We start from the raw sequence: 14,484 nt of genomic DNA, 5'->3' as shown, positions 1-14,484 counted from the left end.
CCGCGCCGACTTTCTTTAGCATGTCTAATGAGCTAGGCTAAAGATCCTCATGAGCCTTCCCGCAGACCAGCATCCCGATTCTCTGTCCGCGGCGGCCGCAGACCTTCGCATGGCGACCTTCCGTCTCGCCCGACGCCTCCGCGCGGAGCGCGCCGTGGACGCGATGAGCGATGGGCAGTTCGCCGTTCTGGCCGCCCTCAAGGTGCACGGACCGCATACCCTCGGCGAGCTCGCCGAACGCGAACGCGTCTCCGCCCCCTCGATGAACCGCACGGTGAACTGTCTCGAGGAGTCGGGTTGGGTGCAGCGCAGCCCTGACGACGACGACCGACGCAAGGTCAACGTCGCCGTGACGGCCGACGGCCGCGCCGTCGTCGAAGAGACGGTGCGTCGCCGCGATGCGTGGGTCGAACAGGCGCTCGCCGAGCTGAGCGACGACGAGCGCGACACCCTCGCACGGGCTGCACGCATCATGGCGGAGCTGGCCACCAGATGAGTGCGATGTTCCGCTCGTTCAGCGTCTTCAACTACCGCGTGTGGTTCATCGGCGCCCTGGTGTCGAATATCGGGGCGTGGATGCAGGCGACCGCGATCAGCTGGGTGGTGCTGACCGAGCTGACCGACAACGACGCCGGCGCCATGGGCATCACGATGGCGCTGCAGTTCGCGCCCCCGCTGTTGCTGGTGAGCGTGACCGGGTGGGTGGCCGACCGGTTCGATCGCCGCCGGCTGCTGATGGTGACGCAGGGCACGCTTCTCGCGCTCGGCCTGGCGATCGGTGTGCTGCTGTTCGCGGGCGTGATGACGCTTCCGATCATGTACGCCTTCGCGCTCGCCCTCGGCTTCGTCGCGGCATTCGACAATCCGGCGAGGCAGGCGTTCGTGTCCGACCTCGTCACGCGCGAGAATGCCTCGAACGCCGTCGCGCTCAACGCGGCATCCTTCAACGGTGCGCGCATGATCGGCCCCGCCGTCGGCGGCCTGGTGATCGTCGCGGTGGGCACCGGCTGGGTGTTCGTGGTCAACGCCGTGACGTTCCTCGCGATGATCGGGGCGCTGGCGCTCATCCGTCCGCACGAGCTCATCCCGCGCGTCAGAGCGCCCGGTGCGGCCCGCCTCGCCGACGGCTTCCGGTACGTGGCCGGTCGCCCCGACCTGCTGGTGACGTTCGCCATGGTGTTCCTGATCGGCGCGTTCGGCATGAACTTCCCGATCTTCGCGTCGACGATGGCACTGGAGTTCGGTCAGGATGCCGACGGCTACGGACTGCTCAGCTCGATCCTGGCGATCGGCTCGCTCGTCGGCGCGCTGATGGCTGCCCGACGCGACCGGGCGCGCATCCGGGTCGTCATCGGCGGCACGCTGCTGTTCGCCGTCGCGGCGGGGGTCTCGTCGGTGATGCCCACCTACTGGCTGTATGCCGCAACGCTCATGTTCACGGGCTTCGCGGTCGTCACGATGCTCACGACGGCGAACGGATACGTGCAGACGACCACCGACCCGGCATTGCGCGGGCGGGTGCTGGCGCTGTACATGGCGATCCTCATGGGCGGCACCCCGATCGGAGCGCCCATCGTCGGATGGGTCGCGGCCGAGTTCGGCCCGCGGGTCGCGATCCTGCTCGGAGCGGGAGCCGCGCTGGTCGCCTTCGGCATCGGCGCCTCGTGGCTGATCGTCTCGGGGCGCCTGCACCGCCACGAGCAGCGCCGCTTCCGCCTCACGATCGACGAGACGCGCCCGCTCACCGTGGTCGATCCCGCGCCCGAGCAGTTCAGCGAGCAGGTGGCCACGACCACGCCGATCCGCCTCCCCGGCCCGGTCGCCGAGCCGGTGGGCGCCCCGACCGGGACGACGGCCGTGCCGAACTCCTGCGATTCTGCACGGAGCGCCTCGAAACGGCGCCCCGCGGCCGAGGATCCCGCGATCTTCAGGAGTTCGGAACCGACGGCGCCTCGGCGGTGAGCGGACTCGGTGCCCGCCCGGTCACCGTGGCGCGCGCACCCCGACCCGCAGGAGGTGGTCGTTGACGAACCGGCCGCCGGGGTCGAGCCGCTCGAAGACCGCACGTGCATCAGCCAGCCTCGGATGCACGGCGGCGATCCGCTCGGCGTCGAAGCGGTGCACCTTGCCCCAGTGCGGCCGCGCGTCGTAGGGCTCGAGAGCGGCCTCGATCTCAGGCAGCAGCGCCCATACCTCGTCGCGGTGGTCATGCCACGTGAAGTGGATGATCACGCTGTCTCGCCGGTAGCCCGGCGACAGCCACAGGTCGTCCGCAGCGGCGGTGCGCACCTCGGTCACGATGAGGTGCGGACGGATGCGGTCGCCCAGCGCCCGCACGGCGCGCAGCGCGTCCGGCGCCTGCGCGCGCGGCACGAAGTACTCGGTCTGGATCTCGGCGCCGAACGATGGCTGGGCGTCGAGGCGGAAGTGCGGCAGGCGCAGCATCCACGGCCCCGGGACTCCACCGACCTCGGTGATGTTGTCGTCGCCGCTGAGCGGCGAGTCGGTCCCTTCCGCGAGCGCGCCGTCGAGGAGCGCATCCGACACGGGGTCGTCGTCGGCGTCGAGTCTCGTCTTCACCCACACGAAGCCGATGTCGTCCGGCTCCCACGTCGAGAAGATCGACACGCTGTAGCCGGCACCGGTGACCGCACCGAGGTCGGCGAGCGCGGCATCCCACGACATCCCCGTGTACACGTCCTGCCGCATGCGGAACTCCGGCACGATGTCGACGGTCAGCGCGACCACGACGCCGAACGCGCCGAGACCGACCACGAGGGCGTCGAAGTCAGGATCGCCGCGGCGGACCTCATGCAGATCGCCGTCGGCGCCCACGTACCGCAGCGCCCGCACGGACGCGGACAGCACCTGGTTGCCGTCGCCCGAGCCGTGCGTGCCGGTCGCGGTCGCCCCGCCGATGTTGATGTGCGGCAGCGAGCCCATGTTGCGCAGCGCCCAGCCACGCTCGTGCAGCCACAGCGCGAGCACGCCGTAGCGCGTGCCGGCCGAGACCGTGACCGTGCCGGCGACCTCGTCGAGCGCGAACTCCGGGGGCAGGCCCGTCACGTCGATGAGCGTGCCCGCAGTGTCGGGCAGGTCGGTGAAGGAGTGCCGTGTGCCGAGCGCATGCACGCGTCCCGAGCCGGCGACGGCCCGACGCACGTCGTCGACCGTGCCCGCCTCGACGATCCGCGGGGCGGAGTAGGTGTACGTGCCCGCCCAGTTGGTCAGGAATCCGGCCGTCATGACGCGGTCTCTGCAGCGAACGCCGCGGGCGTGATCGTGTCGCCGCCCGCGGTGGAGGCACGCACGACGAGTTCGGGTTGGAACCGGATGCCGCGGTCATGCGATCCGTGTGGGTCTGCGATGTTCTTGAGCAGCACGTCCACGGCGGAGGAACCGATGAGCCTTGCGGGCTGACGGATCGAACTGAGCGGAACCACCGCGGCGGCTGCGAAGTCGATGTCGTCATATCCGATGAGGGCGACGTCCTCGGGAACGCGCACATCGCCAATGAGAGCGAATGCCTGCAGCGCTCCGACCGCGAGCAGATCGTTTGCGGCGAAGACAGCGTCGGGGCGCTCGCGGGGTGCGCGCGCCACCAACTGCGCGCCGGCCCGCCGCCCTTCCAGAACCGACAGCGCCGCCATCTCGACCACTTCGAGCGTCGCACCCGCCTGCGCCGCGACGGCACGACGCGCCCCCTCGAGACGGTCGCCGACCTGACGGATCGACCGTGGGCCGGCGATGAACGCGAGCCGTCGCCGGCCCCGCTCGAGTAGGTGGGTCGCTGCGAGGTGCCCCCCTTCGACGTCGTCCACCGCGACCCAGCTGAACTCCGCGTCGGGCGCCTCGCGGTCGACCAGGACCACCGGAATACCCGCGTCCCGAAGCCGCTCCATCGGGGCGAGGTCTTCACCGGTCGGAGAAACCAGGACGCCGTTGACACGCTGCTCGCGGAACAGGTCGAGGTACGACGTCTCACGGCGCGACTGTTGGTCGGCATTTCCCAACAGCACGGCCATGCCATCCTCGGCGGCGCGATCCTCGGCGCCGCGAGCGATCTCGGCGAAGAAGGGATTGCCGACATCCTGCACGACCAGTCCGATGCTGCGGCTGCGCCCTGCACGCAACTGGCGGGCGGCGTCGTTGCGCACGAAGCCGAGCTCGTCGATGGCCGCAAGCACTCGCGCGACAGTCGCCGGCGCCACCTTGTCGGGCCGATTGAGCACATTCGAGACGGTGCCCACCGACACGGAAGCCGCGATGGCGACATCACGTACGCTCACGCTCATGCTCGGCTCCCGGAGTCTCAGCAGACCGCTGAAACGATACCCGTTCGCAGCGATGCGGGGCCCGACGCACGCCGACGTCGAGCCCCGCACTCTGGGAGTGGACTACTGAGCCCAGTCCTCGGTCCAGCCGCCGTCCGCCGCCTGCTCCTGCGACGCCTGGGTCCAGTCCTCCTGCATCTCGACGAGCTGGTCCTCCAGCGACTTGTCGCCGAGCAGGTAACCGGTGTACAGCGCCTGGCCCGCCTTCGCCTTCGGTGTCAGCGTCAGGGCGGGGATGGTGGGCGAATTGAACCACTCGCCCGACATGAGACCTTCCAGGCCGGGAGCAGGTTCACCGTCGACGGTCGCAGGGATGCCGCCCGAGTTGTTCATCCACTCCTGGTTGCCCTCGGCGCTCGTGACGAACTGGAGGAACTTGACGGCCGCCTCGAGCTTGGCACCCTCGGTGGTTGCAGGGATCATGTAGCTCGTGCCGCCCGGTGCCGCACCGAATCGCGCCGGCGTGTTGTCCGAGAGCGACGTTGTCTCATCGGTGATCGTCGGGAACGGCATCGTGCCGTAGGCCCAGTCGACATCTTCGAGGTTGTTCGCGGCGAAGTTCGTGCCGTAGCTCATGGCCGCCTTGCCACTGAGCCACTCGTCGTTGCCGATGAACGCTGCGCCGCCCTGGATTCCCGACCAGTTCGGCGTGGCACACGCGTCGAAGAAGTCCTTGGTGATCTTGAGGCTCTCGGCGATCTCCGGCGTTTCGAGCGGGCTGAGTTCACCCGTGAGCACAGCCTTCGAGATGCTCTTGCCGGAGACCTGCGGCGACGTGCCAGGGCTTCCGTCGGGCGCGAACTGATTGAGCTCATCGGCATACTTGTCCACGAGCATCGACTCGATGGTGGAGAGCGTCCAGCCCTGTCCGAGCCAGCCGTTGTCCATCGCGAACGGGGTATAGCCCGCGTCCTTGATCGCGACGCACGCATCCATCATGTCGTCCATCGTCTCGATCGGAGCGGTGACCCCGGCCTCCTCGAAGATCTCCTCGTTGTAGTAGACGCCGATGATCACGAGGTTCAACGGTGCCCACTCGTAGTTGCCCGCCGCGTTCTTCGATCCGGCGTTCCCCGTTCCGAAGTACTTCTGGTCGAAGCTGTCGAGCCAGGTGTCAGCGTCGGAGTAGGGCGACGGCGCGGCCATGTACTCGTCGAGGTTCACCACCTGGTCGGGACTGTGCGGTGCCTGATTGAAGACGAGCTCTGGAGCGGTGCCCGCCGTCAGCTGTGTCGACAGGGTCTGGGCGAACGTCGGGATCGGCAAGACGGTCGTCTTCACCTTGATGTTCGGCTCGGCCTCTTCGAACCTCGCGACCATGTCTTCCCATGCGGGCCCGAAGCTCGAGGGGTTGTTGTTCCACTGGTTCGGGCCGGACAGGGTGATCTCGACGACTTCCTCGCCGTTGCCGGCGTCTGCGCCGCCTGCGCCGCAGCCGGCCAGTGCCAAGCCGGTCACGGCCAAGCCAGCGACGCCAGCGAGCAACTGTGCGCGCGGACGAGTGCTGATTCGTTTCATTTCTTGCCTCGATTTCTCTTCGGTGGGTGGACGGAGTGGGTCAGTGTGAGCCGGGAAGGCCGCCCTGGACCCCTGCGAGGAAGTACTTCGACAGGAAGACGAAGAGCAGCAGGAGCGGAAGGCTGGCAATGAGGTAGCCGGCGAACATCGGGCCGTACAGCGTCGCGTTCTGGCCCTGGAAGAAGAGGAGACCGACCGACACGGTGCGCAGCTCGTTGTCTGTGATCGTCAGCAGTGGCCAGAAGAAGTCGTTCCAGACACCGTTGATCGTGATGAGTCCGACCGTGCCGATCACCGGCATCGACAACGGAAGCATGATCGAGCGGAACAAACGAGGGCCGTTGGCGCCGTCGATGCGTGCCGCGTCGAACAACGACTGGGGGATCCCCTCGATGAATGTCTTCATCAGGATGGTGCCGAGCACGGCTCCGCCCGCGACGTGCGGGATCACCAGGACGATGTAGGTGTTCAGCAGATTCAGATCGCGCATCAGCAGGAAGAGCGGGATGAGGCTGGAAATGCTCGGCACCATCATCAGCGCCGCGATCATCACGAAGAAGAACGTGCGACCCGGGAAGGTGTACCGAGCCAGTACGAAGCCCGCCACGGTCGACAGCAGGACGATGCCGAGGATCGATGCAGCGGCCACGATGATGGACGCCAGCATGTAGGGCTGGATCTGCTCCCATGCCGTTGCATAGTTCTCCCAGTGCAGGGGGAACATGATCGCCCACTGGTTGTCCGCGAACTGAACGTTGTCCTTGAAGGACGCCGTCACCATGAACAGGTAGGGAAGCAACGAGAGCAGGACGAGGACGCACAAGGCGATCACGACCCCCACCTGCTTCTTCGGTTTGCGGAGAACGCCGTAGTCCGCCTCGAGTCCGGAGCGCTGGGACTTCCGCTCGGCAAGAACGACTGTCTTTGTGGAGGACATGGGTCGTCTCACATCCCTTTCGCGTCGCTGGTCGATTCGGTCTTCTTGCGACGGAAGAACACGATGATCACACTGAAGAACAAGGTGATGAAGAAGAGGGTCGTCGACAGGGCTGCCGCATAGCCCCAGTCCCCGCCTTGGAAGGCGACGTTCAGCATGCGAAGAACCGGGACCATCGTGGCGTTGTCCGGCCCCCCTCCGGTCACGATGAAGGCCATGAATCCGTACTGCAGCGTGCTGACGACGGCGAGGAAGACGAGGATCTTGGCCTGCGTGGCCATCAACGGCAGGTCGATGGTCCAGAAGCGCCGGATGCGGCCGACACCGTCGATCTCTGCGGCCTCGAAGATCTCGGGCGGAACATTCTGCAGGCTCGTGTAGATGAGCAGGAAAGGAAGCCCGGCGATCCACGGGAAACCGATGAAGAGGAGCGCCAGCAGCGCCGTGTCGGGGTCTCCCACCCAGTTGCTGGCCAGGAATCCGAGTCCCAGATTCTCAAGGGTGGTGTTGATCAATCCGTTGTTCGGCTGGTACATAAAAGACCACACGAGTGCGGTGACCACGCCCGGGAAGGCCATCGGAATGATCAGGAGCGTCCGGAACACATACTGGGCGCGCGCGCTGCGGAGCGTGATGAGCAGTTCGGCTGCGAGCAGCGGGAAGATCCAGGAAGCGATGCCGAACAGGAAGATGATGCCGAGGTTGCCGAAGGACTTCCACCAGATCTTGTCGTCGAGCATCGTCGCGTAGTTCTCGAGGCCGATGAACTCCGAGACGGATGCGGGGTTCCAGTCGAAGAACGAGAAGAAGATGCCGCTCGCGGCCGGATAGTAGGCGAACCACCCGAGGACGACCATCAGCGGTGCCAGCGCGAGGTAGGCATACCACGGGAAGCGCCGCCGGCGCCGCCGGTTGGCCTTCGGAGAGCGCTCGACGTAGCCGACGGTTGCGGCTTCGAACGGCACTTCGGTTACGGCCATGGAGGGCTCTCCATCCTCTTCGATGGGCTTCCGTCATGTCCCGGGACGGGACGATCGGGGACCTGGAACGTTACAGGTTCTGGAACGTTACAAGTGTCACGTGCAGCGCCCCACGTGTCAAGTGGCAATACGCAGGGCACGGAAGACACCGGCTACGAGCGAAGATCGCCCTGGGGCACGGCGATACGCGCGCCCGTCCGCGAGGCCGCGTACGCGGCCTCGATCAGGGCGATGCTCGCCGCGGCGACGTCGGCGGGTGCGGGGTTGTCGGCGGCGCCCTCGATGATGCGGGCGAATTCCACGGCCACGCGCGATGCGCCGTATGCGGCGCGATCCACCGGGTTCTCGACTCGGCTGATCGCGCCGCCGCGACGGAAGACCCAGAACGAACCCGCGAGCATGTCCCATTCGACGACCCCCTCGCTGCCGTGGAAACGCACCGTGTGACGCACGGGCACCCCCTGTGGAGTCGTCCCCGTGGAGCTGGCGACCCCGAGGGCACCGCCGTCGAGGCGAAATGCGAGAGCGTCCACGACGTCGACGCGGTAGGTCTGGTTCTCCATGAAGGCGGACACCTCGATGGCCTGCCGCCCGGTCGCCCAGACAACGCCTCCGAGTAGATGGCTCAGCTGGGTGTACCCCTGCCCGCCACCGGTGGCGGGATCGCTGTAGGTCGACGCGTGCGGCCGGCCGGGCTGATCGACCTCCTCGGGCGTGGCTCCTTCAGACGCGAACAGGAAGTCGGTCGTCGACGAGAACTCCGCGTTGATGCAGACCAGGTCGCCGATCTGCTCGCGAACCGCGACCCGCACGGCTCTCGCGCACGCCGCGAACTGGTACGTCTGACCGACGACGACACGGGCAGAGCCCGCACGCTCCGCGGCGACGACGCGCCATGCCTCCTCTGCGGTCATCGCGAGCGGTTTCTCCACGAGCACATTGACCCCCGCGGCGAGACACTTCTCGACCAGCGGGGCATGCGTATGGTGCGGGGTGGCGATGATGATCCCGTCGATGGTCTCCGCCGCCAGCAGATCGTCGACGCTGGAATACCAGGCCGGGATGCCGAACTGCTTCACAGCGAGCTCGCAGCGCCGGGGGGCGGAGTCGACGACCGCGACGACATCGATGCCCTGATCCGCCCGAAGTGCGGGCAGATGAACGGTGGTGGACCACCAGCCCGCCCCGACGACGGCGATCCGCGTGCTCATCGCCGGTCGGCCCATGCAGGGGTGATGGGGCGCAGCAGTGCGATCGAATCATCCAGCTCGAGTCCGAAGCCCGGCGCCTCACCTACGCAGATCCGACCGTTCACCGGCAGAGCCTCCCCACGCAGCAGCGGCTCATGCTGAGAGGAGATCTGGTCGCCACGGCCCGCCATCACCGGGAACTCCGCGAGGAACGCGTTCGGTTGCGATGCCAGGAAGTGATACGAGTACTGACCGCCGACGTGCGGGATGATCCGCTTTCCCGCCGCCGCCACGACGGCGGCGATGCGCCGCATTTCGGTGATGCCGCCGCACCATTGCGGGTCGGGCTGAAGGATGTCGACTCCCGACCGCGCGAGCAGATCGTGCCCGCGCGCCGTGTATTCATGCTCGCCACTCGTGAGCTGCATCCGCGGAGGCATCCGTCGGCGCAATTCGGCGTGGCCCGCATAGTCGTCAGGCATGAGGGGCTCTTCGATCCACCGGAATCCGAGCGGTTCGAGCGCCCACGCCAGCCGGACGGCATAGTCCACGTCGAGCGCCATCCAGCAGTCGTAGAGCAGCGGGAAGTCGTCACCGACCGCCTCGCGTGCTGCCTCGGCACGAGCGATATTGCGACGGAAACCGTCGGCCCCCTCGCTCGGCCCCCACGTGAGGGGGAGCTTGGCACCCCAGAAGCCGAGTCGGTGAATGGCCGAGGGGCTCGGCCCGGTGCCGTAGACGTCGATGCCCTCGGCCGTCTTTCCGCCCAGAAGTGAATAGACCGGCGTCTCAGTGATCTTGCCGTGGAGATCCCAGATCGCGATGTCGACCGCCGAGATCGCGTGGAGGACCACGCCCTTCCGGCCGTAGGCGATCGTGCTGTGGAACATCCGATCCCACAGCCGTTCGTGCGCGAAGACGGACTCCCCCTCGACCATCTGAGCGAGGTGCAACTCGATGATGGCAGCGGCAGCAACACCTCCACTGGTCGAACCGATTCCCACATGTCCGGATGCCGACTCAGCGATGACGTACACCTGGCGCATGGCCCCCGCACCGATTCCGGCGGTGCGATCATCTCTGAATTCGGGGTACTTGGTCATCGGGTTGGCCACCTTCTGGCGACGCCAGTTCATGACCTCCTCGGGCAAGTCTGCGTCGTCGACAGCCGGCGGGGACTCCACCGGCTCGACGATGTACGCGCGCACCGACACGATTCGTTCGTCCTTGAACATCGATTCCTCAATCTTGAGCAGAACGCTACGGTTGTAACGTTTCGATTTTCCGTTCGATCCTGTCACAGTGAGTTGATCTGATGCGAGTACTGGTACTGAAGGACTTCGGCCACATGGCCGTGGAAGAACGCCCCGACCCGGTCCCGGGCCCGTCGGACGTGCTCATCGAGATCGTCGCCACCGGCATCTGCGGTTCGGACGTCCACGGCTTCTCGGGCGAGAACGGACGCCGCATCCCCGGGCAGGTGATGGGGCATGAGACGGTCGGGCGCGTGCGGGCGCTCGGCAGCGCGACGACGGCCCTCGAGATCGGTCAGCCCGTGACCGTGAATCCGGTCGTCATCCCTGAGTCCGCGCGGTCCGAATACGTCGGCCGAGAGCAGCACTGCCCTGACAAGTACGTCATCGGCGTGCGCGCTGACCGGAGTGCCGCCTTCGCCGAGCTACTGGTCGCGCCCGTGTCCAACGTGGTACCGATCCCTGCCGCCACCCCTATCCTGCTCGGCGCACTCATCGAACCACTTGCCGTCGCCGTGCACGCCATCACCCGCGTCGATCCGCAACCGGGAGAACGCGTCCTGGTCGTCGGCGGCGGCCCGATCGGACAGTCGGTAGCGCTCGCACTGTCGCTGATGACGGGCGAGGAGGCGGTCGTCGCCGAGATCGATCCTTCTCGTCGGGCTCTCATCGAGCGCCTCGGCGCACGCACTCTGGACCCGCAGGCACCCACCTTCGCCGAGGAGGTCCGCCGACAGCTCGGCGGTGAAGCGGATGTCGTGATCGATGCCGTCGGCGTCGAAGCCACACTTCGCACAGCCTTCGCGGTGAGCCGATTGGGTGCGCGGATCTGCCTCGTCGGCATGGGCGCGCCGGTCGTGCCCCTGGACGCGTTCCGGATCAGCGTCGAGGAGCGCACGCTCGTGGGCAGCTTCACCTACTCGGATGACGACTTCCGCCGGGCGGCCTCGATGATCGGCGACGCGCCCGCGCGCGCCGGCGTTCTGATCAGCGAGCTCGTGCCGTTGGCCGACGGTCCGGTGGCCTTCGAACGGGCAGCGGCGGGCGCCGGCGCACCCGGCAAGACCCTGGTGCAGTTCGGGGAACCCGAGACACGGTCGACGACACCGCCGCTGACCGCATGCCGCCTGTGATCTGACCGGCCGCGGGGCGTCAGCGAGCGACGAGCGACAAGATCGCCTGCCCCAGGCGACCCGGCGGGATCGCCATGCCGCCGTAGAGTCCGGTCGTCGAATTGTGAGTGTCGGGAAGGCAGCCGTCGAACCCTCCGGCGCGGTAGATCGCCAGAGTCTGCGGGAGATTGTGCGGTCGCCACGTGTCGTCGCGATGGTCGAGAAGCCACCGGCATCCGGCGCCGAGCACACCCCGCGCGTACGCCGACCAGTCGAGCTCGTCGTCAACGGCTGTGAGGTCGACGTCGAGCTCGCCGGCCAGCGCAAACGTCTCGATGACCTCCCATTGCACATGGTCGCGAACCCAGTTCGCGAAGTACCAGTCCGACGAACACAAGCAGGGCTTCGTGTTGAACAGCATCGAACGATGCTTCGGCTCCCAGAGGTGCGTGAACACCAGCAGACTGCGCATCCAATGCGCGGAGGCCGACCGGTCGCTCTCGTCGCCGAAGAGCTGCCAAGCCCACGCGTATGCGACGGCTGCGTGACCGGCGGCGAGAAGATTCGGAGCGTTCAACGGCGTCTCCCAGAAGTCTCCTCCCTCGGGTCGGGAGTGCCGACGCGCCGCATCGAGCGCGCGGCGGGCTCCGTCACGAAAGCGGGCCTCTCCGGATCGGGTGAAAGCCCTCAGCATGTGGAGCGCCGGCAGCACATCGAGGTCGAGCGCGCGGTCCCCCGGCATCCCCATCGGGGCGACCAGATCCCTCGCGACGACGAAGTCATCCTTAGATCGATGCCGGCCGTTCGGGTCGAACACGAAGCTGCCGTCGTCGCACTGCTCGGCGAGGTAGCCGTCTGCGATCTGCACGACATCGGCGTTCTCCTCGACCGGCAATGACGCGACCAGCGCGCGGAGCCGGCCGGCTTCGGCGCGCTCGGGGTACGCACGCAGATAGTCTTCGACGAACGGCGGCCTGCCGAGCCCGATGTCCCCGGGCTTCTGGCCGAGCCCGAATCCCTCACCCTCGTGCCACAGTGTGTCGCCGTAGGTGCGCGCGATTCTGTGAACGCCCTCCTCCAGATCACCCGGCGTCGCAGCGTCGGGCATGCCCGTTCGCCGCACGGCGTCGACGACCGCGTCGAGGCTGGAGCCTCTGCCCACGGCGACCGTTGCCGAGAACGTCAGCACCTGCCCTCGGTGGAGTTCGAGCGGTTGGTCGGCGGCCCACTGGTCGCCGCTCCCGGCGGTCTCCGGCAGCATCAGGCCGAGCAGTGACGAGTCGCTGCGCTCCACGACGTTCGGCGCGGCGAAGACCGGTTGCAGCCGATGGCGAGAGTAGCTGAACCAGCCCGTGGCCTCGCCTCCGGCATCCCAGGCCACGGAGACGTACGTCTCGCCTCGGGAGACGGCCATCACAGGGATCCCGACCGAGTCCACCGGAGGGGTCACGCGCCACGCCCAGGGGTCGCGGAACCAGTCTGAGCCGCTCGTCCACTCCGATCCCTCAGCCCACTCGATCCCGGGCAGGATCGCATCATCCTTCTCGACGCCGAAGGCCCCTTGTCCGAACCGCACCCAGGGTCCGCGTAGATACGTCGCGTTGATGTCATGTGTCGACATGAGCTCCCACGACATCGAGAACCGGCCGTCACCGGTTGCGCGCACAATGACGTGCCCCTCCAAGAGGGGCCCCGCGAACGGCGACCCGACCCACTGGTCGAACGACGTGCCGCGCAGCGCATCGCGCGTGCTCATGGCGGCGACGGCGAAGCGGATGAAGTCACCCTCCGCGTCGGAGTCCAGTTCGGCGGAGGCCGCCTCGAGTCGCATCGGCACCGGTGAGTCACGAACGGCGAGTTCGCCGAGGTGGTCGATCACCGCGACATGCTCGCCGCCATGGTCATCGATCTCGGCCCAGCCCCACCCGGTCGTCCGTCGATAGAGAGTCATCGTCGCATCGCCCGAGTTCAGGGTCAGGCAGTCACCCGAACCGGCCGCTCGGTGCTTCGGTGTCCTGTTCACATCGGTCCCTTCGTCGCGTACACTGCCACCATTGCTGAAAGCTTTCAACAGCGCAAGCCACATGTAAGGACGCGGCGCGACGGACTGGCGGAGGTCTTGACCTCCCAGCGCGGGAAGGGCGAGGATGACCGACGGCCGTGACACACCGACCGCGAGCACGGACTCCGCCGATCCCGGCCCGCTTCGGTTCGGGATCGCAGCGGGGTTCACCGAACCCACGCTCGTCGGGCGGGGGATGCCTGCGTGATCGTCGACGCTCATTGCCACGCATGGCGACGCTGGCCGTACGACTGCACCGTTCCAGATCCCGAAACCCGCGGCAGCATCGAGAGCCTCCTGTACGAGATGGACACCCACGGCGTCGACCATGCCGCGGTCGTGTGCGCGCGAATCGGAGGGGGCGCGGGGGGAAACGGGTTCCCCAACGAGGACAACAACGATTACGTCGCGGCGGCTGCCGCCCGGTTGCCCGCCCGACTGAGCGCGTGGGTCGATGTCGACTGCGCGTGGCGACCCGAGTACCACTCCGCCGGGGCGTCGGACCGGCTCGTGGACGCCGTCTCCCGCAGCGGCGCGACGGGTTTCACCCACTACGTCTCGGAGCGCAACGACGGCTGGCTACGATCGGCGGAGGGTGATCGCCTGCTCGCCGAGGCGGAGAGTCGATCGCTCGTCGGTTCGCTCGCGATGGGCGCCGCATGGTTCGACGACCTGGACACCGCGGCGCAGCGACACCCCGAGCTGCCGCTTCTGCTCCACCACATGTCGAACCCCCGCAACGGACCGGCCCGCGAGCAGGACATCGAGGCCGTTGTCCGACTCGCCCGGCGTCCGAACATCGGCGTCAAGATCTCGGGGTTCAATTACCACGACGCACACCGCTGGGGATTCCCCTACCCGGAGTCCATCGCCCTGTTCCGGCGGATCTTCGAGGCGTTCGGACCCGAGCGCTTGTACTGGGGCTCCGACTACCCGGCGTCGCGAGATCAACTCACCTACACCCAATCGATCGAAGTCGTGCGCACGCACTGCGCATTCGTCGGAGACGAGGCACTCAACGCGATCCTGGGTGGCAACGCGAGCCGACTGCTCGGCCTGACCACCTGACCGACCACCCACAGAGAACGACACGACCTT

General features: G+C 67.3%; 12 protein-coding genes. 4 read left to right on the top strand and 8 right to left on the bottom strand.

What is annotated here, in order from left to right:
• Positions 1-49 precede the first annotated feature (49 nt).
• Positions 50-496, top strand: coding sequence for a MarR family winged helix-turn-helix transcriptional regulator (locus tag ABD663_RS12435; RefSeq protein WP_344739000.1), 447 nt, complete (start codon positions 50-52; stop codon positions 494-496).
• Positions 493-1,962, top strand: a complete 1,470-nt coding sequence (locus tag ABD663_RS12430) for an MFS transporter (protein ID WP_344738998.1) — start codon at positions 493-495, stop codon at positions 1,960-1,962. Before ABD663_RS12435 ends, ABD663_RS12430 begins: the two co-directional genes overlap by 4 nt.
• A gap of 21 nt (positions 1,963-1,983) precedes the next feature.
• On the opposite strand, the gene ABD663_RS12425 is transcribed toward ABD663_RS12430, so the two are convergent.
• The 7 genes from ABD663_RS12425 to rhmD form a co-directional block, all read right to left on the bottom strand.
• Complete coding sequence (locus ABD663_RS12425) at positions 1,984-3,246, bottom strand: D-arabinono-1,4-lactone oxidase (RefSeq protein WP_344738996.1); 1,263 nt, start codon at positions 3,244-3,246, stop codon at positions 1,984-1,986.
• The gene (locus ABD663_RS12420) at positions 3,243-4,295 is read right to left on the bottom strand and encodes a LacI family DNA-binding transcriptional regulator (protein ID WP_344738994.1); all 1,053 of its coding nucleotides are present in this window, start codon (positions 4,293-4,295) and stop codon (positions 3,243-3,245) included. The genes ABD663_RS12425 and ABD663_RS12420 overlap by 4 nt, the downstream gene beginning before the upstream one ends.
• 102 nt (positions 4,296-4,397) lie before the next feature.
• On the bottom strand, positions 4,398-5,792 hold the full coding sequence (locus ABD663_RS12415) for an ABC transporter substrate-binding protein (RefSeq protein ID WP_344738992.1): 1,395 nt from the start codon (positions 5,790-5,792) through the stop codon (positions 4,398-4,400).
• Between the two features lie 100 nt (positions 5,793-5,892).
• The gene (locus ABD663_RS12410; protein ID WP_344738990.1) at positions 5,893-6,789 is read right to left on the bottom strand and encodes a carbohydrate ABC transporter permease; all 897 of its coding nucleotides are present in this window, start codon (positions 6,787-6,789) and stop codon (positions 5,893-5,895) included.
• An 8-nt stretch (positions 6,790-6,797) separates the two neighbouring features.
• On the bottom strand, positions 6,798-7,769 hold the full coding sequence (locus ABD663_RS12405) for a carbohydrate ABC transporter permease (protein ID WP_344738988.1): 972 nt from the start codon (positions 7,767-7,769) through the stop codon (positions 6,798-6,800).
• 152 nt (positions 7,770-7,921) lie between these two features.
• Positions 7,922-8,980: a Gfo/Idh/MocA family protein gene (locus tag ABD663_RS12400; RefSeq protein ID WP_344738986.1), complete on the bottom strand. Its 1,059-nt coding sequence runs from the start codon at positions 8,978-8,980 to the stop codon at positions 7,922-7,924.
• Positions 8,977-10,194 (bottom strand): L-rhamnonate dehydratase, encoded by a 1,218-nt coding sequence (rhmD, locus tag ABD663_RS12395; RefSeq protein ID WP_344738984.1) that lies wholly within the window; start codon positions 10,192-10,194, stop codon positions 8,977-8,979. The genes ABD663_RS12400 and rhmD overlap by 4 nt, the downstream gene beginning before the upstream one ends.
• A 113-nt stretch (positions 10,195-10,307) precedes the next feature.
• On the opposite strand from rhmD, the gene ABD663_RS12390 reads away from it, so the two are divergent.
• Positions 10,308-11,345, top strand: coding sequence for a zinc-dependent alcohol dehydrogenase (locus tag ABD663_RS12390; protein ID WP_344738982.1), 1,038 nt, complete (start codon positions 10,308-10,310; stop codon positions 11,343-11,345).
• A gap of 19 nt (positions 11,346-11,364) precedes the next feature.
• On the opposite strand, the gene ABD663_RS12385 is transcribed toward ABD663_RS12390, so the two are convergent.
• On the bottom strand, positions 11,365-13,275 hold the full coding sequence (locus ABD663_RS12385; protein ID WP_344738980.1) for a hypothetical protein: 1,911 nt from the start codon (positions 13,273-13,275) through the stop codon (positions 11,365-11,367).
• Positions 13,276-13,590: 315 nt separating this feature from the next.
• Between ABD663_RS12385 and ABD663_RS12380 the strand changes: the two genes are divergently transcribed.
• Positions 13,591-14,454, top strand: a complete 864-nt coding sequence (locus ABD663_RS12380; protein WP_344738978.1) for an amidohydrolase family protein — start codon at positions 13,591-13,593, stop codon at positions 14,452-14,454.
• Positions 14,455-14,484 lie beyond the last annotated feature (30 nt).

The sequence above is a fragment of the Microbacterium awajiense genome (genome assembly GCF_039536545.1).
Classification (GTDB): Bacteria; Actinomycetota; Actinomycetes; order Actinomycetales; family Microbacteriaceae; genus Microbacterium; species Microbacterium awajiense.
This window is presented reverse-complemented; position numbering and strand designations above follow the sequence as displayed.

What these genes read in the sequence shown, in the direction of transcription:
- ABD663_RS12385 (WP_344738980.1), bottom strand. Translation starts at nt 13,275, where the DNA reads ATGACTCTCTATCGACGGACGACCGGGTGGGGCTGGGCCGAGATCGAT.
- ABD663_RS12390 (WP_344738982.1), top strand. Translation starts at nt 10,308, where the DNA reads ATGGCCGTGGAAGAACGCCCCGACCCGGTCCCGGGCCCGTCGGACGTG.
- ABD663_RS12435 (WP_344739000.1), top strand. Translation starts at nt 50, where the DNA reads ATGAGCCTTCCCGCAGACCAGCATCCCGATTCTCTGTCCGCGGCGGCC.
- ABD663_RS12420 (WP_344738994.1), bottom strand. Translation starts at nt 4,295, where the DNA reads ATGAGCGTGAGCGTACGTGATGTCGCCATCGCGGCTTCCGTGTCGGTG.
- ABD663_RS12410 (WP_344738990.1), bottom strand. Translation starts at nt 6,789, where the DNA reads ATGTCCTCCACAAAGACAGTCGTTCTTGCCGAGCGGAAGTCCCAGCGC.
- ABD663_RS12405 (WP_344738988.1), bottom strand. Translation starts at nt 7,769, where the DNA reads ATGGCCGTAACCGAAGTGCCGTTCGAAGCCGCAACCGTCGGCTACGTC.
- ABD663_RS12425 (WP_344738996.1), bottom strand. Translation starts at nt 3,246, where the DNA reads ATGACGGCCGGATTCCTGACCAACTGGGCGGGCACGTACACCTACTCC.
- rhmD (WP_344738984.1), bottom strand. Translation starts at nt 10,194, where the DNA reads ATGTTCAAGGACGAACGAATCGTGTCGGTGCGCGCGTACATCGTCGAG.
- ABD663_RS12400 (WP_344738986.1), bottom strand. Translation starts at nt 8,980, where the DNA reads ATGAGCACGCGGATCGCCGTCGTCGGGGCGGGCTGGTGGTCCACCACC.
- ABD663_RS12430 (WP_344738998.1), top strand. Translation starts at nt 493, where the DNA reads ATGAGTGCGATGTTCCGCTCGTTCAGCGTCTTCAACTACCGCGTGTGG.